At 71.3% G+C, this 23687-nt stretch carries 22 protein-coding genes; 10 read left to right on the top strand and 12 right to left on the bottom strand.

The window, feature by feature from the left end:
* Positions 1-45: 45 nt before the first annotated feature.
* The 3 genes from OIE67_RS28570 to OIE67_RS28560 form a co-directional block, all read right to left on the bottom strand.
* Entirely contained in the window at positions 46-1575 is a 1530-nt protein-coding gene (locus OIE67_RS28570) for a KOW domain-containing RNA-binding protein (RefSeq protein WP_326626189.1), read from the bottom strand.
* Positions 1576-1812: 237 nt separating this feature from the next.
* On the bottom strand, positions 1813-2190 hold the full coding sequence (locus tag OIE67_RS28565) for a GNAT family N-acetyltransferase (protein ID WP_326626187.1): 378 nt from the start codon (positions 2188-2190) through the stop codon (positions 1813-1815).
* Between the two features lie 205 nt (positions 2191-2395).
* A complete protein-coding gene (locus tag OIE67_RS28560) occupies positions 2396-2872 on the bottom strand; it encodes a YbaK/EbsC family protein (RefSeq protein WP_326626186.1) in 477 nt (158 codons plus the stop codon).
* Positions 2873-2945: 73 nt separating this feature from the next.
* On the opposite strand from OIE67_RS28560, the gene OIE67_RS28555 reads away from it, so the two are divergent.
* A complete protein-coding gene (locus OIE67_RS28555; protein WP_326626184.1) occupies positions 2946-3797 on the top strand; it encodes a L,D-transpeptidase family protein in 852 nt (283 codons plus the stop codon).
* An 8-nt stretch (positions 3798-3805) separates the two neighbouring features.
* On the opposite strand, the gene OIE67_RS28550 is transcribed toward OIE67_RS28555, so the two are convergent.
* The gene (locus OIE67_RS28550; RefSeq protein ID WP_326626182.1) at positions 3806-4207 is read right to left on the bottom strand and encodes a winged helix-turn-helix transcriptional regulator; all 402 of its coding nucleotides are present in this window, start codon (positions 4205-4207) and stop codon (positions 3806-3808) included.
* 81 nt (positions 4208-4288) lie between these two features.
* On the opposite strand from OIE67_RS28550, the gene OIE67_RS28545 reads away from it, so the two are divergent.
* The gene (locus tag OIE67_RS28545; protein ID WP_326626180.1) at positions 4289-5185 is read left to right on the top strand and encodes a Rossmann-fold NAD(P)-binding domain-containing protein; all 897 of its coding nucleotides are present in this window, start codon (positions 4289-4291) and stop codon (positions 5183-5185) included.
* On the opposite strand, the gene OIE67_RS28540 is transcribed toward OIE67_RS28545, so the two are convergent.
* Both OIE67_RS28540 and OIE67_RS28535 read right to left on the bottom strand, forming a co-directional pair.
* Complete coding sequence (locus OIE67_RS28540; RefSeq protein WP_326626179.1) at positions 5160-5696, bottom strand: hypothetical protein; 537 nt, start codon at positions 5694-5696, stop codon at positions 5160-5162. The two genes, OIE67_RS28545 and OIE67_RS28540, sit on opposite strands and share 26 nt — an antisense overlap.
* A gap of 153 nt (positions 5697-5849) precedes the next feature.
* Positions 5850-6452: a TetR family transcriptional regulator gene (locus OIE67_RS28535; RefSeq protein ID WP_326626177.1), complete on the bottom strand. Its 603-nt coding sequence runs from the start codon at positions 6450-6452 to the stop codon at positions 5850-5852.
* 96 nt (positions 6453-6548) lie between these two features.
* Here OIE67_RS28535 and OIE67_RS28530 point away from each other — a divergent pair, with 96 nt between their 5' ends.
* The 3 genes from OIE67_RS28530 (at position 6549) to OIE67_RS28520 (ending at position 9154) form a co-directional block, all read left to right on the top strand.
* Positions 6549-7742 carry a cytochrome P450 gene (locus tag OIE67_RS28530; protein ID WP_326626175.1) on the top strand — a complete coding sequence of 398 codons (1194 nt, stop codon included), beginning with the start codon at positions 6549-6551 and terminating at the stop codon, positions 7740-7742.
* Between the two features lie 5 nt (positions 7743-7747).
* Positions 7748-7939 carry a ferredoxin gene (locus tag OIE67_RS28525; RefSeq protein WP_106244522.1) on the top strand — a complete coding sequence of 64 codons (192 nt, stop codon included), beginning with the start codon at positions 7748-7750 and terminating at the stop codon, positions 7937-7939.
* Between the two features lie 438 nt (positions 7940-8377).
* Positions 8378-9154 carry an SAV_6107 family HEPN domain-containing protein gene (locus OIE67_RS28520; RefSeq protein WP_326626172.1) on the top strand — a complete coding sequence of 259 codons (777 nt, stop codon included), beginning with the start codon at positions 8378-8380 and terminating at the stop codon, positions 9152-9154.
* Positions 9155-9839: 685 nt separating this feature from the next.
* Here the strand turns inward: OIE67_RS28520 and bldD are convergent.
* The 6 genes from bldD to OIE67_RS28490 form a co-directional block, all read right to left on the bottom strand.
* Positions 9840-10334, bottom strand: a complete 495-nt coding sequence (bldD, locus tag OIE67_RS28515) for a transcriptional regulator BldD (protein ID WP_026214021.1) — start codon at positions 10332-10334, stop codon at positions 9840-9842.
* A 301-nt stretch (positions 10335-10635) separates the two neighbouring features.
* Positions 10636-11502 (bottom strand): universal stress protein, encoded by an 867-nt coding sequence (locus tag OIE67_RS28510; protein ID WP_326626166.1) that lies wholly within the window; start codon positions 11500-11502, stop codon positions 10636-10638.
* The gene (locus OIE67_RS28505; RefSeq protein WP_326626165.1) at positions 11499-12923 is read right to left on the bottom strand and encodes an amino acid permease; all 1425 of its coding nucleotides are present in this window, start codon (positions 12921-12923) and stop codon (positions 11499-11501) included. The genes OIE67_RS28510 and OIE67_RS28505 overlap by 4 nt, the downstream gene beginning before the upstream one ends.
* A 9-nt stretch (positions 12924-12932) precedes the next feature.
* Positions 12933-13868, bottom strand: a complete 936-nt coding sequence (gene arcC, locus OIE67_RS28500) for a carbamate kinase (RefSeq protein ID WP_326626163.1) — start codon at positions 13866-13868, stop codon at positions 12933-12935.
* On the bottom strand, positions 13869-14876 hold the full coding sequence (gene argF / locus OIE67_RS28495) for an ornithine carbamoyltransferase (RefSeq protein ID WP_326626161.1): 1008 nt from the start codon (positions 14874-14876) through the stop codon (positions 13869-13871).
* A 42-nt stretch (positions 14877-14918) separates the two neighbouring features.
* A complete protein-coding gene (locus tag OIE67_RS28490) occupies positions 14919-16163 on the bottom strand; it encodes an arginine deiminase (RefSeq protein ID WP_106244533.1) in 1245 nt (414 codons plus the stop codon).
* A gap of 272 nt (positions 16164-16435) precedes the next feature.
* Here OIE67_RS28490 and pyrR point away from each other — a divergent pair, with 272 nt between their 5' ends.
* From pyrR to carB, 5 genes are read left to right on the top strand one after another with little or no spacing between them, the layout of a single operon-like run.
* Complete coding sequence (gene pyrR, locus OIE67_RS28485; RefSeq protein WP_326626157.1) at positions 16436-17026, top strand: bifunctional pyr operon transcriptional regulator/uracil phosphoribosyltransferase PyrR; 591 nt, start codon at positions 16436-16438, stop codon at positions 17024-17026.
* Entirely contained in the window at positions 17023-17940 is a 918-nt protein-coding gene (locus tag OIE67_RS28480) for an aspartate carbamoyltransferase catalytic subunit (protein WP_106244537.1), read from the top strand. Before pyrR ends, OIE67_RS28480 begins: the two co-directional genes overlap by 4 nt.
* Positions 17937-19235 carry a dihydroorotase gene (locus OIE67_RS28475; RefSeq protein ID WP_106244538.1) on the top strand — a complete coding sequence of 433 codons (1299 nt, stop codon included), beginning with the start codon at positions 17937-17939 and terminating at the stop codon, positions 19233-19235. Before OIE67_RS28480 ends, OIE67_RS28475 begins: the two co-directional genes overlap by 4 nt.
* Positions 19232-20380 carry a glutamine-hydrolyzing carbamoyl-phosphate synthase small subunit gene (carA, locus tag OIE67_RS28470; protein WP_326626154.1) on the top strand — a complete coding sequence of 383 codons (1149 nt, stop codon included), beginning with the start codon at positions 19232-19234 and terminating at the stop codon, positions 20378-20380. The genes OIE67_RS28475 and carA overlap by 4 nt, the downstream gene beginning before the upstream one ends.
* A gap of 3 nt (positions 20381-20383) precedes the next feature.
* Complete coding sequence (gene carB, locus OIE67_RS28465) at positions 20384-23671, top strand: carbamoyl-phosphate synthase large subunit (RefSeq protein WP_326626152.1); 3288 nt, start codon at positions 20384-20386, stop codon at positions 23669-23671.
* The last annotated feature ends 16 nt before the right edge of the window (positions 23672-23687 follow it).

Here is a 23687-nt window from a genome sequence, read left to right as displayed (position 1 = left end):
GCGCGAGCTGCCTGAGGACAGGCCGCCTGGGGACGGTGCGCGGCGTCAGGTCGTTTCCAGGACGTGCACCCGGGGCAGATCGCGGTGGCGGTGGTGGGCTTCGGCGACGAGGGCGTCGCGGGCGGCCGGGTCGCCGGTCAGCTCCTTCTGCAAGGTCGTGCAGAAGTCGTAGCCGCTCCACGGCCGCTGCCGGCCGCGCTCGATCGCGGTGTCACCGTCGACGAGTGCCCCGCCGCCGTCGAGGGTCTCCAGCCGATCAGGAGCCCCCCGCTCGCACACCTCGGGGGAGGGCCCGTAGGCGTCGTGGTAGTCCTTTCCCTGTTCGTCGCGGTCGCCGGTCTCGAAGGTCATCAGCACCTCGCGCAGGAGCCGTAGCCGGTGCCGTCGCGCGGCCAGATCAGGGTCCAGGGGGCCGGCCGGCTCGTCGTCCTCGTCTTCGAGGTCACGCCATCCCCATTCGAGCCTGCGCCGGACGGCCTCAAGAGGAGTGCCCGAGGGCAGGCCCACGCCGCCACCGTCGTTGTTGTAGTAGGAGGCGACGCCGGCGCAGGTGCGGCCGTCGTCGTACCAGAGCCCGAAGTGCAGCCCGTCGGTGCCGCCGTGCATGAAGGTGACGAATTCGGGCGGGTCACGGTAGTAGCGGCCGTGCACGCGCACGTCGATGCCGGCCTGGGTGCCGCGTCCGGGATCGGTGAACAGGTCCATGATCCCGTACGGGGCCAGTTCCAGCTCGTCGAGGGCCCGTTTTCCGGCCGGGCACAGGGACAGCAGGAAGGCCCGGAACCGGAAGATCGAGCCGGGCAACCCGAATCCCCAGTCGCGGGCGAAGCGGTCCTCGACCACGGCGCGTTCGCGCTCCACCTGGGCGAGGGCGGCCGGCCTCGCCCGTTCGCCCACCTCGCGTGGCCGGTTCGCCGCCCTCCACACCGCGTAGTCGCGCAGTTCGGCGGCCGAACGTGCGGCGGCCCGCCGATGGCGGGCCCGTTCGCGCGGCGCCGGCGCGGGATCGGACGCGCCGAAGATCGCCGCCTGCAGACGTTGCTCGGCAGTGGGGCCGTCGATGCCCGGGAACCGTGACCGGCGCTCCGCCATGGCGGCCTCGGCGGGCAGCCAGCGGCCCGGGTCGGCCGCCACCCGCCGGCTCGCCTCGGCGGCCGGCAGGGGAGCGATCTCCTGGTCGAACGCCTCCAGCGCCGCCGCCTTCCGCCGCCGCACCTGGTCGTCGATCTCGGCGCACGACGCGGTGTAGGCCTCCCACTCCCGGGCCGGATCCTCCGTGGGGAGGCCGGCGCGTTCGAGGAAGAAGTCGAACCGCTTCACGTGGGCGAGTTCGTCGTACTGGGCGGCTGTCCGCTCGCGCAGCACCGCGAGGTCCTGCCGGTCGTCCTCCGCCTCGCCCGGCCACCGCACGGGAACGTCGTCGGGGCGCTCGACCTGGTCGCGGTGGAGGACGACCGTCGTCTGCCGGCCGGAGACCGGCACGCGGGCCGTCAGCCGCGGGCCGTCCGCGGAGACGAGCTCCGCGTCGCAGCCGGCGAACGGGCCTTCGACGATCCTGACGAACTGACGCTCCACGGCCCGACCCCCCAACGATGCGAATGATCTCTGGGCAGCATGATAGAGATCGCCACCGACACGCGAATGCCGCTGATCACCGCGACCGCCGGACGTGCGGGCCCGCCACCCGCCCGCAGGGGGACCGGGCGGGTGACGGGCAGGGGACACCGGACAATCGGTAAAGGGTCGATCACTTTCCGTGACTAGTTTCTGCCCCGCGTCATGCCTGGTAAACCACGGGTCACGTGCGCGACTTCAGGTGAGCGGGAGCGGGCGACCGGCGATCGCGTACTCCTCGTGCCCGCCGGGGAAGACGAAGCGCGTCAGCAGGTCGGTGAAGCCCATGCTGGCGTAGAGGTGGCGGGCGGCCGTGGGCTGGTCGTGGGTGGACAGGATGGCCGAGCGCTCGCGGCGGCCCGCGCACAGCGTGGTGATCATGGCGCGGCCGATGCCCTTGCCGTGCCAGTCGGGGTGCACGTGGATCTCGGCCAGCTCGAACGCGTACCCCATCCAGGCGTCGGCCGCCTCCTGGCCCAGCCGGTCGGCCAGGCCGCGCCAGACGACGTCGTGCCACCACTGGCCGGGCGCGCCGCGGAAACCGTACGCGAAACCGACAATTTGCGGTTCGGTCACCGCCCCATCGGGGGATGAATCACGCAATTCCGCGAAATAACACTGAAAATGGGGATATGTCCCGTGGTTTCGCATGATGGTCTTGCGGCCGGCTATCTGGTCCACCGGCGGCTTCATCGCGGCCGCGTAAATGTCGATCACTGTCTCCAGCCGTTCGGTGAACTCGGCCGGACCGGCTCCGCGAAACTCGATCACCCGTCGCACACTACTCGACGTCCACGGGCGTACCCCCGGTGATGCGCACGAGCTCGTCGAACGTCGTCGGGAAGACGGTGTGCGGATGCCCGCCCGCGGCCCAGACCACCTCGTGCTTGCTCAGCCAGGTGTCCACCAGCGTGCGCACGGGCGCCGGATGCCCGACCGGGGCCACGCCGCCGATCGGCTGGCCGGTGGCCTGCCTGACGAACTCCGGCGTCGCCCGGCGCACCCGCTCGACGTCCGCCGTACGCGCGATCAACTCGACGTCCACCCGGTGCGCGCCGCTGGTCAGGACGAGCAGTGGCGCGCCGTCCGCGTCGAAGATCAGGCTGTTGGCGATGGCGCCGACCTCACAGCCGAGCTGCGCGGCCGCGGTCGCGGCCGTCGGGGCCTTCTCGGGCAGGACCACGATCTCGCCGCCGGCTCCCCTTTCGCGCAGTGCGGACTCGACGATGAGGGCGTTCGCGGGCAACTTCTCAGACATGACGACACTCTAAACAGGTTGGCGCCCTCATTACCCATTCATGATGGGTGGTGTATGGTCCTCTGATCCGTTCTTGACCGATGATGAGGTGGTGACGGTGGTGGCTCGACGGCTGCCCGGGGTGGCTGCTCTCCTGACCGCCGGCGCGGTCGTCCTCTCGGGGTGCGCGACGGGGGCGGAGCGCGAGCGAGCGGCCCTCTCATCCGACGTCTCAGCCCGGCCGGCCGCCGTACAGAACGCTCAAGCCGCCGGCTTGGCCCCCGTGACTCCGGCCGTCGTCGCCCCGCGCAAGACGCTCAAACTGGGTGCCAAGGGTAAGGCCGTCACCTGGATGCAGAAGCGCCTGACCGAGCTCGGCTACCGGCCGGGCAAGGCCGACGGCCAGTACGGCGGCACCACGCTGGCGGCCGTGTGGGCGTTCCAGAAGGTCAACGGCATCAGGCCGACCAGCACCGTCGCCCGCCGCACCTGGGCGGCCCTCGAAGCGCCCAAGGCGCCGAAGGTGCTGGTCAGGAACGGTAAATCGACCCGCGCCGAGGTCAACCTGACCAAGCAGATCATGGTCCTGTACGTCGGCGGCAAGGTCGAGCTGATCACCCACGTCTCCTCGGGCAGCGGCGTCCCCTACTGCGAGAGCGCCACCTGGCAGGGCAGGAAGCAGCGCTTCTGCGGCTCGGCCACCACCCCGACCGGCGACTACCGCACGACCTGGCGCGCGAACGGCTGGCACCGGTCCTACCTCGGCCAGCTGTACAACCCGATCTTCTTCAACGGCGGCATCGCCTTCCACGGGGCGCTGTCGGTGCCGCTCTACCCGGCCTCCCACGGGTGCGTGCGCATGCCGATGAACGTGGCCGAGGAGCTGCCCGGCATGCTCGGCAAGGGCGTGCCGGTGCACGTCAAGGGCCGCTTCAGGCGCGCCTGAGTGCTCTGCTAGATCTCGTCCGCGTGCGCGGCGTCCCAGCGCCCGCGGGCGTCCTCCATGGCGTCCTTGTGGTCGCGTGACCAGTCGGCCAGCCGCGCCACGGCCTCGGCCAGGCTGGCGCCCATCGGCGTCAGCCGGTAGTCGACCTGCGGCGGGATCGTCGCGTACGCCGTACGTTCGACCAGCCCGTCCCGGCACAGCCGCCGCGTCGTCAGCGTCAGCATGCGCTGCGAGATCCCCGGCACCGCCCGCTCCAGCTCCCTGAACCGGCGCACCCCCTTGGCCAGCTCCACGAGCACCAGCACCGTCCACTTGTCGCCGATGCGGTCGAGGACGTCCCTGATCCCGCAGTCGTCGTCACCGCACGGGCCCGTGGGCTGGAGGGTTACCCCGGTGTGCGCGACCGACATGAGAGTGCCTCCTTACGGCGAACGCCGCAACGCCCCCATTCTGGGGTCGTTGACCTGCAAGGACCACATTAGGGGTGTTCCATGATCGTCGTTACGGGTGTGTCCGGCGCGCTGGGCGGTTCGATCCTCGCCGGCCTGCGGGCCGCGGAGGGCGTGGAGGTGGCCGGGGGCAGCAGCTCCGGCGACGGGGAGCGGGTGCGTCACGCCGACTTCGACCGTCCTGAGACGCTGGAGAAGGCGTTCGCGGGGGCGAAGGTGCTGGTGTTCGTCTCGGCCGGGTACGCCGAGGACGACGTGGTGCTCGCCCGGCATGACGCGGTGGCCGGGGCGGCCGGGGCCGCGGGCGTCGAGCACGTGATCTACACCAGCCTGGCCGGGTCCGGTGAGCGGCTCACGATCGCCCTGGCGCACCGGTGGACCGAGGCGCGGCTGGCCGGGGCGCCCTTCGACGTCACCGTGCTGCGCAACGGCCTGTACGCCGAGATCGCGGCGGGCATGGCGCTCGCGGGCCTGCCGATGGCGGCGGAGAACGGGGTGTTCGCGGCGCCGTTCGGTGAGGGCCGGGTGTCGGTGGTGGCCAGGGAGGACCTGGCCACCGTGGCGGTGCGGGTGGCGGCCGAGGCGTGGCGCGACGTGGTCTCGGGCGGGGAGCGGCGGCATGCGGGGCGGACGTACGAGCTGGAGGGGCTGAGCGCGGTCGGCGGGCACGATCTGGCCGCGATCCTCGCCGAGGCGCTGGGGCGGCCGGTGACGTACGCGGCGATGCCGCTGGGGGCCATGCGGCCGGCGCTGGCGGGGATGGAGCCGTACCAGGCGGGGCACACGATCTCCACGTACGCCAACGCCGTCGCCGGGCTGCTGGAGGCCCGGGGGAGCGACCTGCCGGCGTTCCTGGACTCACCGCGCCCGGCCCGCGACCTGATCGCGGCGGCCGTGACAGCAGCCGTGGGGCTCAGCTCCGAGACGGTGGCTCGCTGAGGGCGGCGCGCCGGCCCGCGACGGCCGCCAGCACCAGTCCCACCGCCTGCACCAGTCCGGCGGCGAGCAGCAGGAAGGCCGTGGCCGGCTGCCACGGGGGCAGGCCGGCGGCGAAGTCGGGCGACTGGTAGGGCCGCGCCAGCAGCGCGACGGGGTTGATCAGCGCCACGAGGAAGCTCAGCGCGTAGGGGGCGATCAGCAGGCCCGCGATCACCAGCAGCGGTGTCCGCCCCCTGCGCCCCCGCCTCAGCAGCGCTCCGATGACCAGGTACGCCAGCGCCACCAGACCGGCGAACGCGGCGGTCCACCAGGTCAGCCGCCAGGCGTCCACACCCAGCGAGGTCAGGCCGCCCGCGTCGATCCGGCCGCCCTGCCACCCGGGACCCGCCACCTGCGCCCGTACCCCGGCCCGGACCGCCACGTGTCCCGCGCCCGCGTACGCCGCGACCAGGACCGGCCCCATGGCCAGCAGAACGAGACCGACCAGCCGCCCCCGGCCGCTGCCCGCCATCGGCGCTCCTCTCCGCTCGGCTCCGGGGGACAGCCTCTCAAAAGACCTTGAACCGAGCGACCCGGCGGCATCGGCCGCTCGCTCGTCCCTTCCCGGCGAGAGGCGGCGGCGGGTGCTCGCTCGTCCTTTCCCGGTGAGAGGCGGCGGGCGCGGTCAGGCGAGGGAGCGCAGGCCGGAGATCGCGATCTCCGCGGCCCGCCGGGCGGTGTCCAGGATCTCGTCGAACGAGCGGTCGTCCCGGAGGTCGGCCACGACGGCCAGCTTCACGGCCCCGATCAGGGCCCCGATCGCCGCCGCGGCCTCCACCATGCTCAGCTCCCCGGCGAAGGACCCGTGCAGTGTCCTGGCCAGCCGCAGCTGGGTGTCGAACAGCAGATGCAGCCCCCGGGCCTGCAGCGACGGCTCCGTGAGGATGAGACGCGTGCGTACCGCCGCCTCCTTCTTGCCGAGTGTCTGGTTCAGCGCGCTCTCGACGCTGGCGTCCACGAGCCTGCGCAGCACGTCCATCAGCGGCTCCTCCGGCGTCCTGCGGACGACGGCGCGGGTGGCCGTCTCCAGCCGTTCCTCGGTGTCGTGGAAGATCAGGTCGTCCTTGCTGGCGAAGTAGCTGAAGAACGTGCGCGTCGAGATCTCGGCCTGCGCCGCGATGTCCGCGAGCGTCGTCTCCTCGAAGCCCCGCTCCCCGAACAACTGGAACGCCGCCTGCACCAGCGCCTGCCGCGTGCGCTGCTTCTTGCGCTCCCGTAGACCCGCCATGCCGGGAATCGTACTGCATGGATTGAGGTGTTGCATCCATTGAAATTTTGCATCCATTGAGGTTTTCTGGAAGGGGACTGGGAAAGGAGCCCGATCATGTCCGAACTGACCATGCCCACCACCCGCCAGCGTCCGCTCGACCCGCCGGAACAGCTCACGGAGCTGCGACAACACGGCGCTCTGCACCGCATGACGTACGCGGACGGGCACCAGGGCTGGCTGGTGACCGGCTACGCGGCCGCCCGCGCGGTGCTGGCGAGCCCGCACTTCAGCAACCTGACGGACAAGCAGCACCCGCCGATCAAGGCCGCCAGGATGAACCTGTCGGACAAGGGCAAGGCCAAGCTGCCGCCCGGGTTCTTCCTGCGCATGGACGAGCCCGAGCACACGCGCTTCCGCAAGCTGCTCACCGGGCAGTTCACGGTGCGCCGGATGAAACTCCTCGAACCGCGCATCGCGGAGATCGTCGGCGAACGCCTCGACGCGATGGAGGCCGCCGGCGGTCCGGTGGACCTCGTGCAGGAGTTCGCGCTGCCGATCCCGTCGCTGGTGATCTGCGAACTGCTCGGGGTGCCGTACGAGGACCGCTCGGAGTTCCAGCAGGACACCAAGCTCCTGGCCAGCCTGGAGACCGCCGCCGATGACGCCCTGGCGGCCCTGGGGCGGATCTCCGCGTTCATGTACGGGCTGATCCAGCGCAAACGCGCGGAGCCGGGCGACGACCTCATCAGCGGGCTCGTCGAGACCGGCGAGCTGAACGACGAGGAGCTCACCGGTGTCGCGCTCCTGCTGCTGATCGCCGGGCACGAGACGACCGCCAACATGCTCGGGCTGGGGACGTACGCGCTGCTGACGAACCCGGACCAGCTCGCCTCGATGCGCGACGACCCGTCGGCGGTGGACAACGGCGTGGAAGAGCTGATGCGTTTCCTCACGATCATCCACCTCGGCCCGATCCGCACGGCGCTGCGGGACGTGGAGATCGAGGGTGTCACGATCGAGGCCGGGCAGACCGTCACCCTCCACCTGCCCACCGCCAACCGCGACCCCTCCCGCTTCCCCGGCGGCGACGAGCTCGACCTCGCCCGCCCCGCCGGCGGGCACCTCACCTTCGGCCACGGCATCCACCAGTGCCTCGGCCAGCAGCTCGCCCGCGCCGAGATGCGCATCGCCTTCCCCGCGCTGCTGCGCCGCCTGCCTGGCCTACGCTTGGCGGTAACACCCGAGGAGGTGCCGATGCGCTCGGACATGTCCATCTACGGAGTGCACCGCCTCCCTGTCACTTGGTAGGTCACATGAAGATCAAGGCAGACGAATCGGTGTGCATCGGGGCGGGCATGTGCGCGCTGACGGTGCCGGCGGTGTTCGATCAGAGTGAGGAGGAGGGCACGGTCGTGCTCCTTCAGGAGGCGCCGCCACAGGACCTGGAGGAGGCCGTACGCCGTGCCGTGACCCTGTGCCCGTCCGGGGCCATCTCGGTCGAGTGAGGGCCGGCACGCCCTTGACGCCCTCCTGACACCTCGACCGGCCGCCGTCGCGCCCTGTCCCGCGACGGCGGCTCTCGTCTTTCCACCCCGGCTCCACGGGGACCGGCTTCGGCCGAGGGCCGCTGGGCCGACTTCCGCCCGGGCCGGCTCCACTCGGGCCGGTCGCAGGCGCCGCTCGCCTCCCGGGCTTGCCTCGTCCAGGGCCGCTCGCCTCCCGGGCTTGCCCCGTCCAGGGCCGCTCGCCTCCCGGGCTTGCCCCGTCCAGGACCGCTCGCCTCCCGAACGCGTCCCGTGCGGCTGCCATCTGGACCTGCCTCGTCCGGGATCCACTCGCTTCCCGAACGCGTCCCGTCGGGGTGCCACCTCCCGGGCTCGCCTCCGTTCCCCAGCGTGGCGCGAACGCGGTGGTGAGCGGTCACCGGCGGGTACTTTTTCTTCATGGTCATCGAACCTGTGTTCGTGGAATCGGTTGACACCGAGCGTGATCGAAATTATGTTCGACCTAGTGACGGTGAGGCTCGCGGCTCAACGTCACCAGGACCTGGTCGCGGGCCGTTCGCTTCCCCAAGCGATCCCCGCGGCCAGGCTCCACGGGCGAAGGGTGCGTCCTCGTCGTCGGCGGAGACGAGCGGGCGTGTCCTGGCCGGACGGGGTGAGGGGAAGCTCCTCGTCCGGCCTGCCCGGCGGAAATGTCGGTGGCGTCTGCGATTGTTGGCACTACCGGCGGAGACGCCGGACGCCGCCCACGACTCCAAGGAGGCGCGCAAGATGGCACCACGGCCTAGAGAAACGCCCGGGCCCCGGTTGTCGGCTGCGGTTCGGGCACACCTGACCGATTCACGTTCCTGCCTGGCGGAGGCGGCCGGCGCTCGCACCCCGGCATCCCGATATGTGGCCGCCCACCTGGCGGCACTCCGAGCGGCGGCGGCGATCCTGGCCGCCCGGCCCCGCCCCATGGAGGGGCGCCGGCGCCGCCTGCGCAGCGCGTGGGAGCTGCTGCCGGAGGCGGAGCCGCACCTCGCGGAGTGGGCCGCCTACTTCGCCACCACCGCCGACAAGCGCGCGGCGGCGGAGGCGGGCATGGTGCGCCGCATCAGCGCCGCCGACGCCGACGAGATCCTGGCCGAGGCCGAGACCTTCGTCTCAGCGGTCGAAGACATTCTCGGCGTCCCAGGCCAGCCACAACTCCCGGTAAACGTGCCCTTGGCAGGCTGACCGACCCCACCCCCTCCGCCTGGTTCGGCCGAACTGCGGCAGCTCGGAGAGCTCCGTAGCCTCTCCGACGACGGCGCCATCTTCCGGTGAACATGCCACCGGCAGACCGACCGCCATGCGGCCGCGCCCACCCCACCCGGCCAGCCCCTCCGGCGGGATGCCGGTCTAGACGTCACTTGCCCCGAAGGGACCGCCCCCCTGCGGCGAGTCATCTGCCCTGCGAGTCCACCCCTCCGGTGGGATGTTCTCCGGAGGCCATTCGCCCGACCGGACCGCCCTTCCAGCGCACCCACGCTCGGCCGGTGACCCTCTCACGCCTTTCGGCAGGCCGCCGACGGCTACCACCCGGTGCTGCTGCCAGGGCTATGGCGCACTCGGGCACCGACGCATCCCGGCTCGAGCGGCACGGCGTCCCTGAGCGGCACGGCGTCCCTGAACAGCACCGGTGGACCGGCATGGGAACGGGGGCCGGGTCGGGGCCGGGGATGCCGAAGGGCCCGCCGGTGGGTGGCGGGCCCCAGGGTGAGGCGGGCGGTTTCGAGGTTGCGACCCCGGATTCAGGGTCTCGAACCGGCGGCCCCGGCGCGGAGGAATCCGGCCGGGGCCTCAAAGCTGACTGTCTCAAAGGGGTGGCCTCGGGCTGGAGGACCAGCAAGCCCGAGGCCGGACGACCTTAAGGACGGTCTCAGAAGGACTCGACGGCCCGGCGGGCCTCGGCGTCGAGGACGCCCCAGCTGATGAGCTCCTCGGTCAGCTCGCTCGGCGACTTGTCGTAGATCACGGCCAGGGAGCGCAGGTCCTCCTGGCGGATCGACAACACCTTGCCGTTGTAGTCGCCGCGCTGGCTCTGGATCGTCGCGGCGTAACGGGCAAGAGCGCCGGCCTTCTCCTTGGGCAGGGTCGCCAGGCGCTCCAGGTCGATCACAAGCTTGGGTGTCGGCCCGAGCGGGCTGGGGGCGGCTCCGCCCGGCAGCAGCTCGGAGACGGGCACCCCGTAGAAGTCGGCAAGCTCGGCAAGCTTCTGCACGGTCACCGCTCGGTCGCCGCGCTCATAAGAGCCAACGACTACGGCTTTCCACCTGCCACGCGACTTCTCCTCGACTCCATGCAGGGACAGCCCCTGCTGGGTGCGGATGGCGCGGAGTCGTGCACCCAGCGACTTTGCGTACTCAGACGGCATCGTGTGGCCCCCCGGCTCTCGTATGTATCGCTCTCAGTAGATTGTGCTCCCTTGCGGCGTATGCCCCGGCCACCGGGGGGTCTGATGCCAGGCTCGGCACCATCGGTAGCCATGGCCCTGGGTTTACCCCAGAACGCCGCGCGGTGTGGTTACGCACAGTGACGGTAAAGGGGTGGACGCCGAAGGTCAAGCTGATTGGAAAAAAGATGCCGAATCCGGTCCGGTAGGGAACGCCGCAAACGCCCCTCATGCCCCACTGGTAACGCTGCTTCGTCAGGGTTTGACGACATTTTCGGCACGGTCAAGGCTGGCGGGTGAGAACCATGACCGGGCAGGTCGAGGCCCTGACGATCTTGATCGAGGTGTCCCCGAGGAACACCCGCCTGAGTGGCCCGGTGTCGCTGGAAGCGCATATGATCATCTCGCCGGGCAGCCACGAGGTCGCGGCGAGCGCCTGGGCCACGTTGCGGCCCTCCAGCACTTCGACCTCCACGGGCGAGCGCCGCCGCTGCCCCCTGGCCGCGGCGCGCAGGTCGGCCGCGGCCTGGTCGCGCAGACGGGCGAGCATCTCTTCCTCGATCCTCACCCGCCTGCCGCTGCTGACCACCAGCGTGACCAGCCGCAGCGGCACGCCGAGCGCCGCGGCCGTCCTGGCCGCGTCCTTGACCGCCACGTCGCAGCCGGGGCCGCGCCGGTAGGCGACGGTGAGCCGGTCGAAGGCGGCCGGCGGCTCGTCGCCCCAGCCGCGCGGCGCGAGCAGCACGGGAACGGAGGAGCTGTGCAGGAGCTGGTCGGCGGTGCTGCCCACCGAGATGAGCCCCCTGCCGCGCCCCGGCGCCGAGCCGATCACCACGACGTCGGCGCCGCGCCTGCGCGCCAGCTCCACCAGCCCGCGCCCGCTGCCCCGGTGAGTGTGCGTGACGTACTCGGCGTCGTCACCGGCCAGCTCGCGGGCCTGGGCGAGGGTGGCGGTGGCCTGCTCGTGCAGGTAGGCCCGCCACGCGCTCTCCTCGGCCCTGGCCGGCCCCGGCGCGGAGGTGGCGGGCGGCAGCACGTTCGCCACCGTCAGCCGCGCCCGCGCCGCCTCCTTGAGCAGGACGGCCAGCGCCAGCCCGTCGCGCCCCCGCGGCCCCGCGACGTATCCGGCCAGGATGTTGTCCAGCTTCATTTGCCCACCTCGGCGTTCAGCCGTGAATGGCGATAGCCGTACAGGAAATAGCAGATCAGGCCGACGAGCATCCACAGCCCGAAGGCCACCCAGGTGACCCCGGCCAGCCCCGCCATGACCACGAGGCACAGGATCGCCCCCAGCGCGGGCGTGGCCGGGAACAGCGGTGTGCGGAAGCTGCGCGGCAGCTCGGGGCTGCGGTAACGCAGCACGAGCACGCCGACGTTGACGATGGCGAAGGCGAACAGGGTGCCGATGCTGGTCGCCTCGGCGAGCTGGCCGAGCGGCACCAGCCCGGCCAGGACGGAGATGAACGCGGCCACGATGAGCGTGTTGGCGACCGGCACCTGCCGGCGCGGGTTGACCCGCTGGAAGACGCGGGGGATGAGCCCGTCGCGCGACATCGCGAACAGGATGCGGGTCTGGCCGTAGATGACGGTGAGCACGACGCTGGCGATGGCGACGACCGCGCCGAAGGAGACGATCAGGCCGGGCCAGGTGGCGCCCACGGCGAGGTCGGCGATGTACGACAGGCTCGCCTCGGTGCCCTCCTCGTCGAACTCGGTCCACGGCATCGCCCCGACCGCGGCCAGGGCGACCAGCACGTAGACGGCGGTCACGATGACCAGCGACAGGATGATGGCCAGCGGCAGGTCGCGCCGGGGGTTCTTGGCCTCCTCACCGGCCGTGGAGGCGGCGTCGAAGCCGATGTAGGAGAAGAACACCTGGGAGGCCGCCGCGGTGACGCCGGCCACGCCCAGCGGGGCGAAGGGCGCGAGGTTGCCGGACCGGAAGGCGGTGAACGTCACCGCGCAGAAGAACAGCAGCACCGCGATCTTGATGAGCACGAAGAACGCGTTGGCCTTCGCGCTCTCGGAGGCCCCGTACAGCAGCAGCCAGGTGGCGAGCAGCACGATGACGATCGCGGTGACGTTGACCACGCCGCCGTCCTGGCCGGGGGAGCGGGTGATCGCGTCCGGCAGTTCGAAGCCGAACAGGGCGTGCAGGAAGGAGTTGAGGTATTCGCCCCAGCCGACGGCCACGGCCGCCACGGAGACGGCGTACTCCAGCATCAGGCACCAGCCGCAGATCCAGGCCACGAGCTCGCCCAGCGTCGCGTACGCGTACGAGTAGGACGAGCCGGACACCGGGATCGTGCCGGCCAGCTCGGCGTACGACAGCGCCGAGAACAGGGCCGTGATCGCCGCCAGCACGAACGCCAGCACCACCGCGGGACCCGCCTTCGGGACCGCCTGCCCGAGGATCACGAAGATGCCCGTGCCCAGCGTCGCGCCGACGCTGAACAGCGTCAGCTGCCACAACGTCATGGTGCGCCGCAGCTCGCCGCCTTCGCCGTGGCCCCCCTCGGCCACGATGCGGTCGGTCGGTTTGGTACGGAGCAGACGCCCGGCCAGTGTCATGGACGCCCCCTACAACGTGCTCGTCAGCGGCCACCTGCCGTTGGGTGTGACGATGGTTCCCGCCGAGCCGTCGAGTATGCGCTCGGCCTCGTCGAGCTTCCCGATGGCGGCCATGTCGCCGGTGGTCTCGACGAACCGGCAGACCGCCTCCACCTTCGGCCCCATCGACCCGGCGGGGAAGTCGAGCGCCCGCAGCTCGTGCGGGGTGGTGTGGCCGATCTCGCTCTGCTCGGGCGTGCCGAAACCGCGCATGACGCGCGGCACGTCGGTCAGGCTCAGGAACGCGTCGCAGTCGAGCGCCTCGGCCAGCATCGAGGTGGTGAGGTCCTTGTCGATCACGGCCTCCACACCCGTCAGCCGCCCGCGCTCGTCGCGCACGACGGGGATGCCGCCGCCGCCCGCGCACACCACGATCACGCCTTCGCCCGTCATGCGGCGGATCAGCCGGGTCTGGACCACGCGCTGCGGGGCGGGGGAGGGGACGACGCGCCGCCAGTGGCGGCCGTCCTGGGCGACCGTCCAGCCGCGCTCGGCGGCCAGCTTCTCGGCCTCCTCGCGCTCGTAGACCTGGCCGACGAACTTGGCCGGCTGCTCGAACGCCGGGTCGACGGCCGAGACCAGCGTCTGCGTGACCATGGCCAGCACCTGGCGGCCGGGCAGCGCGTTCTGCAGCGCCTGCTGGATCCAGTAGCCGAGCAGGCCCTGCGTCTGCGCGCCGAGCGCGTCGAACGGGTAGGGCCTGGTCAGCCCCGGGTCCGCAGCCGACTGGGCGGCCAGCAGGCCGACCTGGGGTCCGTTGCCGTGGGTGATGACCAGCTCGTGCCCGGCCGCGAGCCGGGCGAGCGTCCTGACGGCGGTGCGCACGTTGGCGACCTGCGTGTCGGCGTCCGGCCGCTGGCCGCGCCGCAGGACGGCGTTGCCGCCCAGTGCCACGATGACCCGCATTCAGTCTCCCAAGGTCGCGACCATGATGGCCTTGATGGTGTGCAGCCGGTTCTCGGCCTGGTCGAAGACGATCGAACGCGGTGACTCGAACACGTCGTCCGTCACCTCCAGCGCGTCGAGCCCGGTCCTGTCGTAGATCTCCCGCCCGACCTCGGTGCCGCGGTCGTGACAGGCGGGCAGGCAGTGCATGAACCGGACCGAGGGGTTGCCGGTGGCCTTCACCACGGTCTCGTTCACCTGATACGGCAGCAGCAGCTTGATCCGCTCGTCCCACACCTCGGCCGGCTCGCCCATGGACACCCACACGTCGGTGTAGAGGAAGTCGACCCCTTTGACGCCCTTGGTCACGTCGTCGGTCACGGTGATCCTGGCGCCGGTGCCGGCCGCCACCCGCTCGGCCGGCCCGAGCACGGACTCCGGGTCGGGCCACAGCGCCCTGGGGGCCACGACGCGGGTGTCCATGCCGAACATGGCGCCCGTCACCAGCAGCGAGTGCCCCATGTTGTTGCGCGCGTCGCCGAGGTAGGCGAAGGACACCTCGTGCAGCGGCCGGCCGGCGTGCTCGCGCATGGTGAGCATGTCGGCCAGTGTCTGCGTGGGATGCCACTCGTCGGTCAGCCCGTTCCACACCGGCACCCCGGACAGCGCCGCCAGCTCCTCGGCGTGGGCCTGCCTGCTGCCGCGGTACTCGATGCCGTCGTACATGCGGCCGAGCACCCGCGCGGTGTCGGCCACCGACTCCTTGTGCCCGAGCTGGGTGCCGGCCGGGTCCAGGTAGGTGGTGTGCGCCCCCTGGTCGTGGGCGGCCACCTCGAAGGCGCAGCGGGTGCGGGTGGAGGTCTTCTCGAAGATCAGCGCGATGTTCCTGCCGCGCAGCCGCCGCCGCTCGGCGCGGGCGTGCTTGGCCGCCTTCAGCTCGGCCGACAGGCGCAGCAGGAAGCCGAGCTCCTCCGGCGTGAAGTCGAGCTCCTTGAGAAAGCTGCGGTCGCGCAGGTCGACGGCCGTCATCGGGTGACGCTCACCGGGCTGCACTCATCTGGATCTGTCCCCCTAGACGGCGTCACGTTCGAGCGGGCAGCTCATGCACCGCGGCCCCCCGCGGCCCCGGCCGAGCTCGCTGCCCCTGATCGTGATCACCTCGATGCCGTTGTCACGCAGGTAGTTGTTGGTGGTGGTGTTGCGCTCGTAGGCCACGACCACGCCGGGTTCGAGCGCGAGCCCGTTGCAGCCGTCGTCCCACTGCTCCCGCTCGGCCGCGTACACGTCCTGGGTGGGTGTCAGGACCGTGATGTCCGGCAGGTCGAGGGCGTGCGCGATGGCCTTGTGCATGTCCTCGGGCGGGTGGTCGGTGACCTTCAGCTCCTTGGGGGTGTCGCCGGGCTCGATGGTGTACGCGGGCAGCATGCCGAGGCCCGCGTACTTGGTGAACACCCCCACGTCCAGCATGGTCATCACGGTGTCGAGATGCATGAACGCGCGCGCCTTCGGCATGTCGAGGGCCACGATCGTGTGCGCGGAGCCGGCCCTGAACAGCCGCTGCGCCAGCATCTCGACCGCCTGCGGCTGGGTGCGCTCGCTCATCCCGACGAGCACCGCGCCGCGGCCGATGACCAGCACGTCGCCGCCCTCCATGGTGGCCGGGGCCACCGACTGGCCGGGCATCCAGCAGTGGTAGCCGCCCTGGCCCGGCCGGTTGAAGCCGCCGGCGAACGTCGGGTGGTACATGTAGACGGCCTCCATGTTGACCGTCTCGCGCATGCGGGCCTTCTTCTTCATCGCGTTGATCGACACGCCGTCGTAGATCCAGCAGGACGTGTCGCGGGTGAACAGGTGGTTGGGCAGCGGCGGCAGGATGAAGCCGTCGTCGCCCGTGGCGTGGAAGGTCACCGCCTTGGGCTCGCAGCCCATCGCGATCAGCTCGCGCTTGGTGATGCCGCCGGTCAGGTAGAGCTGCAGCGTGGCGGAGTCGAGCGCGTCGAGGGTGTTGCGGATGTCGTCGATGGCGACGGGGCCGAGCCAGCGCTCGTCGATGACCGCGTCCAGGATGTGCTTGCGCGCCTCGGGGATCTCCACCGTCTCCCTGAGCAGGTCGGCCAGCTGATGGACGCGGACGCCCCGGTCGGTGAGCACCCGCTGGAACTCCTCGTGCTCCTCGACCGCCCGCTGCACCCAGAGCACGTCGTCGAAGAGGAAGGCGTCCTTGCTGGTGGGGGTCAGCCGTTTCAGCGCGAGGTCGGGCTTGTGCACCAGGACCTGGCGCAGCCGTCCGACCTCGGACTCGACATGGAAGGTCATCCCTGCTCTATCCCCCTCAAAAGGGCGTAAATCACTCAGCGGCCCCGCCCCGCGCGCGTCTGACCTGCCCCGCCGGGGGCGCGCCGACACCCCGGCGGCGCCGCGGCGGCCCGGGAAATTACCTGATCGAGGCCATCGGCTGAACCGGCGGCCGGACGGCCGCGCCCCCGGGGGGGTCACGCATCGTGGCTGGTAGCCCCTGGTACTGTGTGTCCCGACCGACACCCTTTTAAGACCCGTCCCGTGAGGCGGGAAAGGCGGTGAGATTCGCCATGTCCGATTCCAGCGCGCCCCCTTCCAGCGCGGCGAAGCCCGGAGCGTCCGGCTCCAGGGCAGTGCTGGAGGCCCCCGACATCCACCGGGCGCTGACCAGGATCGCGCACGAGATCCTCGAACGAACCAAGGGCGCCGACGACGTCGTCCTGCTCGGCATCCCCACCCGTGGCGCGACGCTGGCCCGCCGGCTCGGTGACCGCATCGAGCAGTTCGAAGGCCGCAAGATCCCCATCGGCTCCATCGACATCACCATGTACCGCGACGACCTGCGGCGCGGCCCCGTCCGCCCGCTCGGCCCGACCGAGCTGCCGCCCGACGGCATCGACGGCAGGGTCGTCGTGCTCGTCGACGACGTCCTCTACTCCGGCCGCACCGTCCGCGCCGCGCTCGACGCGCTCAACGACCTCGGCCGCCCCACCGCCGTGCAGCTCGCCACCCTGGTCGACCGCGGCCACCGCGAGTTGCCCATCCGCGCCGACTACGTCGGCAAGAACCTCCCCACCGCCAAGAGCGAGAAGGTCAAGGTCTACCTGCAGGAGATCGACGGCCGCGACGCCGTCCTGCTCATGAAGGGGGACGCCAAGTGAAGCGGCACCTCATCTCGGCCGGCGACCTGGCCAAGGACGACGCCCTGCTGATCCTCGACACCGCCGAGGAGATGGCGAGGGTCTCGGAACGTTCCATCAAGAAACTGCCGACGCTGCGCGGGCGCACGGTGGTCAACCTGTTCTTCGAAGACTCCACCCGGACCAGGATCTCGTTCGAGGCGGCGGCCAAGCGGCTGTCCGCCGACGTGATCAACTTCTCCGCCAAGGGGTCGAGCGTGTCCAAGGGCGAGTCGCTCAAGGACACCGCGCTCACCCTGGAGGCCATGGGCGCCGACGCGGTCGTCATCCGCCACAGCGCCTCCGGCGCGCCGCACCGCCTGGCCAACTGGGTGCGCGGCAGCGTGCTCAACGCCGGCGACGGCACCCATGAGCACCCCACCCAGGCGCTGCTCGACGCCTTCTCCATGCGCCGCCGCCTGGGCAACCTGGACGGGCGCAACGTCACCATCGTCGGCGACGTGCTGCACAGCCGCGTCGCCCGCTCCAACGTGCTGCTGCTGCACACGCTCGGAGCCCAGGTCACCCTCGTCGCGCCGCCCACGCTGCTGCCGGTCTCGGTCGGCACGTGGCCGTGCGAGGTGTCCTACGACCTCGACGCCGTGCTGCCCAAGTCCGACGTGGTGATGATGCTGCGGGTGCAGAAGGAGCGGATGAACGCCGCGTACTTCCCCAGCGAGCGCGAATACTCCCGCCGGTACGGCCTCGACCGGGACAGGTTCGCCAAGATGCCCGACGACGCGATCGTCATGCACCCGGGGCCGATGAACCGGGGCATGGAGATCGCGGCCGAGGTGGCCGACTCGGCGCGATCCACGATCGTCGAGCAGGTCGCCAACGGCGTGACCATCCGCATGGCCGTCCTGTACCTGCTCCTCGGGGGAGAGACCGCATGAACCTAGCCAACGTCAGGATCCTCGGCGGGGAGCCCGTCGACATCAGGATCGACGGCGGCGTCATCGCCGAGATCGGGCCGGGCGTGGCCGCGTCCCCGTCCGCCGGCGAGACCGTAGACGCCCAGGGCGCGATCGCGCTGCCCGGCCTCGTCGACCTGCACACCCACCTGCGCGAGCCCGGCCGCGAGGACGCCGAGACCGTCCAGACCGGCACCCAGTCCGCCGCGCGCGGCGGTTACACCGCCGTGCACGCCATGGCCAACACCTCGCCCGTCGCCGACACGGCCGGCGTGGTCGAGCAGGTGTGGCGGCTCGGCCGCGAGTTCGCCCACTGCGACGTGCACCCGGTCGGCGCCGTGACCGTCGGCCTGGAGGGCAGGCAGCTGGCCGAGCTGGGCGCGATGGCCGACTCCGCCGCCCGCGTGCGCGTCTTCTCCGACGACGGCAAGTGCGTGGACGACGCCGTGCTCATGCGCCGCGCCCTCGAATACGTCAAGGCGTTCGACGGCGTCATCGCCCAGCACGCCCAGGAGCCCAGGCTCACCTCCGGCGCGCAGATGAACGAAGGCGTCGTCTCCGGCCGGCTCGGCCTGACCGGCTGGCCCGCCGTCGCCGAAGAGGCGATCATCGCCCGTGACTGCCTCCTGGCCGCCCACGTCGGCTCCCGGCTGCACGTCTGCCACGTCTCCACGGCCGGCTCGGTCGACATCCTGCGCTGGGCCAAGTCCAAGGGCTGGAACGTCACGGCCGAGGTCACCCCGCACCACCTGCTGCTCACCGACGACCTGGTCGAGGAGTCGCCGGTGGGCGCGTACAACCCGATCTACAAGGTCAACCCGCCGCTGCGCACCCGCGCCGACGTCGAGGCGCTGCGCGCCGCGCTGGCCGACGGCACGATCGACGTCGTGGCCACCGACCACGCGCCCCACCCGGTCGAGGACAAGGAGACCGAGTGGTCGGCGGCGGCCATGGGCATGGTCGGGCTGGAGACCGCGCTCAGCGTGGTCCAGGAGGCCATGGTCGAGACGGGCCTGCTCGACTGGGCCGGCGTCGCCGAGCGCATGTCCGTCGCGCCCGCCCGCATCGGCCGGCTCGGCGGCCACGGCCGCCCGATCGAGGTGGGCGCCCCCGCCAACCTCACCCTCTACGACCCGTCCGTACGCACGAAGGTCGACCCCGCCGCCTTCGCCTCCAAGAGCAGGAACACCCCCTACGAGGGGATGACGCTGCCCGGCCGGGTAGTGGCCACGTTCCTGCGCGGCAGGCCGACCGTTCTCGAAGGGAAGCTGGTTTGAACACAGCGCTGCTCGTCCTGGAAGACGGCCGCGTCTTCCACGGAACCCCGTACGGAGCCGAAGGCGAGACGTTCGGCGAGATGGTCTTCAACACCGGTATGACCGGTTACCAGGAGACCCTGACCGACCCCTCCTACCACCGGCAGATCGTCGCCATGACGGCCCCGCACATCGGCAACACCGGCGTCAACGACGAGGACCCCGAGTCGGGCCGCGTCTGGGTGGCCGGCTACGTCGTGCGCGAGCCGTCCCGCGTCGTCTCCAACTGGCGCGCCTCCCGCTCGCTCGACGACTACCTCAAGGACCAGGGCGTCGTCGGCATCGCCATCCCCGGCACCCGTGCGCTCACCCGCCACCTGCGCGAGCGCGGCGCCATGCGGGCCGGCATCTTCAGCGCGCCCTCGGCGCCGGTCGAGGAACTGGTCGAGCTGGTCCGCGAGTCGCCCCGGATGGAGGGCGCCGACCTGGCCCGCGAGGTCGCCACCGGCGAGACCTACGTGGTCCCCGCCGCCGGCGACAGGCGCTTCACGGTCGCCGCCGTGGACCTGGGCATCAAGGGCATGACCCCGTACCGGATGGCCGAGCGCGGCTGCGAGGTGCACGTGCTGCCCGCCGACGCCACCTTCGAGCAGATCATGGCGGTCTCGCCCGACGGCGTGTTCCTGTCCAACGGGCCCGGCGACCCGGCCACGGCCGACGTCACCGCCCTGCGGAAGGTGCTGGAGGCCGGGGTGCCGTTCTTCGGCATCTGCTTCGGCAACCAGCTGTTCGGGCGGGCCCTCGGGCTGTCGACGTACAAGCTGCGTTACGGCCACCGGGGCGTCAACCAGCCCGTCCAGGACGTGCGGACCGGCAAGGTGGAGATCTCGGCGCACAACCACGGGTTCGCCGTGGAGGCGCCGCTCGACGGGCCGTTCGAGACCCCGTACGGGCCGGCCGAGGTCAGCCACGTCAACCTCAACGACCGCTGCGTGGAGGGGCTGCGCCTGCTGAACGGGCGGGCCTTCAGCGTCCAGTACCACCCCGAGGCCGCCGCCGGCCCCCACGACGCCGCCTACCTCTTCGACGAGTTCTGCGCGGTGATGGCCGCCGCCAGGGGCGAGGCCGCCGAGCATCCGATTCCGACCAGTTCTGTGAGGTCATGAGCCGTGCCCAAGCGTGAGGACATCAGGTCCGTCCTGGTCATCGGCTCGGGGCCGATCGTGATCGGGCAGGCGTGCGAGTTCGACTACTCCGGCACCCAGGCGTGCCGCGTGCTGCGGGACGAGGGCTTCCGCGTCGTCCTCGTCAACAGCAACCCGGCGACGATCATGACGGACCCCGAGTTCGCCGACGCCACGTACGTCGAGCCGATCACCCCCGAGTTCGTCGAGAAGATCATCGCCAAGGAGCGCCCCGACGCGCTGCTGCCCACGCTGGGCGGCCAGACCGCGCTCAACACCGCCGTGGCGCTGCACGAGTCGGGCGTACTGGAGAAATACGAGGTCGAGCTCATCGGCGCCGACTTCGACGCCATCCAGGCCGGCGAGAACCGCGAGCGGTTCAAGGAGATCGTCGCCAAGGTCGCCCGCGAGCACGGCCTGAACGCCGAGTCGGCCCGCTCGGTCATCTGCCACACGATGGACGAGTGCCTGGCCGGCGCTGCCGAGCTGGGCTACCCCGTCGTCGTGCGGCCCTCGTTCACCATGGGCGGGGCCGGATCCGGGTTCGCCTACGACGCGGAGGGCCTGCGGCGCATCGCGGGCGCCGGGCTCGACGCCTCCCCGACCACCGAGGTGCTTCTGGAGGAGTCGATCCTCGGCTGGAAGGAGTACGAGCTGGAGGTGATGCGCGACAAGTCCGACAACGTGGTCATCGTCTGCTCCATCGAGAACATCGACCCGATGGGCGTCCACACCGGCGACAGCGTCACCGTCGCGCCCGCGCTGACCCTGACCGACCGCGAATACCAGAACATGCGCGACGTCGCCATCGCCGTCATCCGCGAGGTCGGCGTCGACACCGGCGGCTGCAACATCCAGTTCGCGGTGGACCCGCGCACCGGCCGCATGATCGTCATCGAGATGAACCCGCGCGTGTCCCGCTCCTCCGCGCTCGCCTCCAAGGCCACCGGCTTCCCGATCGCGAAGATCGCGGCCAAGCTGGCCATCGGCTACACCCTCGACGAGATCCCCAACGACATCACCAAGGAGACACCGGCCTCCTTCGAGCCGACGCTCGACTACATCGTGGTGAAGGTGCCCCGCTTCGCGTTCGAGAAGTTCAGGGGCGCCGACCAGACGCTCACCACGCACATGAAGTCCGTCGGCGAGGCCATGGCCATCGGCCGCTCCTTCCCCGAGGCGCTGCAGAAGGCGCTGCGCTCGCTGGAGAAGAAGGACTCCTCCTTCTCCTGGAGCGGCGACCCGGCGCCCAAGGACGAGCTGCTGGAGGCGTGCAGGACCCCGCACGACGGGCGGCTGCGCACGATGCAGCAGGCCATCAGGGCCGGGGCCACGCCGGACGAGGTGTTCGCGGCCACCAGCGTCGACCCGTGGTTCATCGACCAGCTCTTCCTGCTGCACGAGGAGGCCGGGGCCGTGGCCGCGGCCGACGAGCTGACCGCCGAGGTGCTGGAGCGGGCCAAGCACCTCGGGTTCAGCGACGTGCAGATCGGCGAGCTGCGCGGCATCGACGAGGCCAGGGTGCGCGACCTGCGCCACGCCCTCGGGCTGCGGCCCGTCTACAACACCGTCGACACCTGCGCGGCCGAGTTCGCCGCCAAGACGCCCTACCTCTACTCCACCTACGACGAGGAGAGCGAGGTCCCCGGCGGCGACCGGCAGAAGGTGATCATCCTCGGCTCCGGGCCCAACCGCATCGGGCAGGGCATCGAGTTCGACTACGCGTGCGTGCACGCCTCGTTCGAGCTGTCGCGGGCCGGGTTCGAGACCGTCATGGTCAACTGCAACCCCGAGACCGTCTCGACCGACTACGACACCTCCGACCGGCTCTACTTCGAGCCGCTCACGCTGGAGGACGTCCTGGAAGTCGTGCACGCCGAGCAGCAGGCCGGGCCGGTGGCCGGGGTGATCGTGCAGCTCGGCGGGCAGACGCCGCTGGGCCTGGCGCAGGCGCTCAAGGACGCGGGCGTGCCCGTCGTCGGCACCTCGCCCGAGTCGATCCACCTGGCCGAGGAGCGCGGCGCGTTCGGCCGGGTGCTGGCCGAGGCGGGCCTGCCCGCCCCCAAGCACGGCACCGCCGTGACCGTCGCCGAGGCGGTCGAGATCGCCGCCGAGATCGGCTACCCCGTGCTCGTCCGGCCCTCCTACGTGCTCGGCGGGGCCGGCATGGCCATCGTGTACGACGAGGAGACGCTCACCACCTACATGGCGGCCCAGGAGGGCGGCCATCCGGTGCTGGTCGACAAGTTCCTCGACGAGGCCATCGAGATCGACGTGGACGCCCTCTACGACGGCACCGAGCTCTACCTGGGCGGCGTCATGGAGCACATCGAGGAGGCCGGGATCCACTCCGGCGACTCCGCCTGCGCCCTGCCGCCCATCACGCTCGGCAGCGCCGACATCAAGGCCATCCGCGCCGCCACCGAGGCCATCGCCGCGGGGGTGGGCGTGCGCGGGCTGCTCAACGTCCAGTACGCCATGTCGGCCGGCGTCCTGTACGTCCTGGAGGCCAACCCGCGCGCCAGCCGTACGGTGCCGTTCGTGTCCAAGGCCACGGCGGTGCCGCTGGCCAAGGCGGCGGCCCGGGTGATGCTCGGCGCGTCGATCGCCTCGCTGCGTGAGGAGGGCATGCTGCCCGCCTCCGGCGACGGCGGCACGCTGCCGCTCGACTGCTCCATCGCGGTCAAGGAGGCGGTGCTGCCGTTCAACCGGTTCCGCGGCGTCGATACCGTGCTCGGGCCCGAGATGCGCTCGACCGGCGAGGTCATGGGCATCGACGAGTTCTTCGGGATCGCGTTCGCCAAGTCCCAGGCGGCCGCCTACGGCCGGCTTCCGACCAAGGGACGCGCGTTCGTATCCGTGGCCAACAGGGACAAGCGTGCGATGATCTTCCCTGTGAAGGCACTGGCGGACCTCGGGTTCGAGATCCTCGCCACCGAGGGCACCGCCGAGGTGCTGCGCCGCAACGGCGTCCATGCCAAGATCGTGCGAAAGCACAGCGAGGGGACGGGTCCCGGAGGTGAACCCACGAGCGTGCAGGCCATCCTGGACGGCGAGGTCGACCTGATCGTCAACACGCCCTTCGGCAGCCCTGGACAGTCGGGGCCGCGGCTCGACGGCTACGACATCCGCACGGCCGCGGTGCTGCGGGGCATCCCGTGCATCACCACGGTCTCGGGGCTCGCCGCCGCGGCGGCCGGCATCCAGGCGATCGTGCACGGCGACATCGGCGTACGGTCCCTGCAAGAGCACGCACGGGCACTCCGGGGCTGACCCCGCACGGGAGGTG

Source organism: Nonomuraea fuscirosea (genome assembly GCF_035917475.1).
Classification (GTDB): domain Bacteria; phylum Actinomycetota; class Actinomycetes; order Streptosporangiales; family Streptosporangiaceae; genus Nonomuraea; species Nonomuraea fuscirosea.
Note: the sequence above shows the minus strand (reverse complement) of the source record. Positions and strands in the feature narration are given on the sequence as shown.

Coding starts and splice junctions, on each gene's coding strand:
- OIE67_RS28560 (WP_326626186.1), bottom strand. CDS start 2,872: ATGTCTGAGAAGTTGCCCGCGAACGCCCTCATCGTCGAGTCCGCACTG.
- OIE67_RS28550 (WP_326626182.1), bottom strand. CDS start 4,207: ATGTCGGTCGCGCACACCGGGGTAACCCTCCAGCCCACGGGCCCGTGC.
- OIE67_RS28545 (WP_326626180.1), top strand. CDS start 4,289: ATGATCGTCGTTACGGGTGTGTCCGGCGCGCTGGGCGGTTCGATCCTC.
- OIE67_RS28540 (WP_326626179.1), bottom strand. CDS start 5,696: ATGGCGGGCAGCGGCCGGGGGCGGCTGGTCGGTCTCGTTCTGCTGGCC.
- OIE67_RS28535 (WP_326626177.1), bottom strand. CDS start 6,452: ATGGCGGGTCTACGGGAGCGCAAGAAGCAGCGCACGCGGCAGGCGCTG.
- OIE67_RS28530 (WP_326626175.1), top strand. CDS start 6,549: ATGTCCGAACTGACCATGCCCACCACCCGCCAGCGTCCGCTCGACCCG.
- OIE67_RS28525 (WP_106244522.1), top strand. CDS start 7,748: ATGAAGATCAAGGCAGACGAATCGGTGTGCATCGGGGCGGGCATGTGC.
- OIE67_RS28520 (WP_326626172.1), top strand. CDS start 8,378: ATGGTCATCGAACCTGTGTTCGTGGAATCGGTTGACACCGAGCGTGAT.
- bldD (WP_026214021.1), bottom strand. CDS start 10,334: ATGCCGTCTGAGTACGCAAAGTCGCTGGGTGCACGACTCCGCGCCATC.
- OIE67_RS28510 (WP_326626166.1), bottom strand. CDS start 11,502: ATGAAGCTGGACAACATCCTGGCCGGATACGTCGCGGGGCCGCGGGGG.
- OIE67_RS28505 (WP_326626165.1), bottom strand. CDS start 12,923: ATGACACTGGCCGGGCGTCTGCTCCGTACCAAACCGACCGACCGCATC.
- arcC (WP_326626163.1), bottom strand. CDS start 13,868: ATGCGGGTCATCGTGGCACTGGGCGGCAACGCCGTCCTGCGGCGCGGC.
- argF (WP_326626161.1), bottom strand. CDS start 14,876: ATGACGGCCGTCGACCTGCGCGACCGCAGCTTTCTCAAGGAGCTCGAC.
- OIE67_RS28490 (WP_106244533.1), bottom strand. CDS start 16,163: ATGACCTTCCATGTCGAGTCCGAGGTCGGACGGCTGCGCCAGGTCCTG.
- pyrR (WP_326626157.1), top strand. CDS start 16,436: ATGTCCGATTCCAGCGCGCCCCCTTCCAGCGCGGCGAAGCCCGGAGCG.
- OIE67_RS28475 (WP_106244538.1), top strand. CDS start 17,937: ATGAACCTAGCCAACGTCAGGATCCTCGGCGGGGAGCCCGTCGACATC.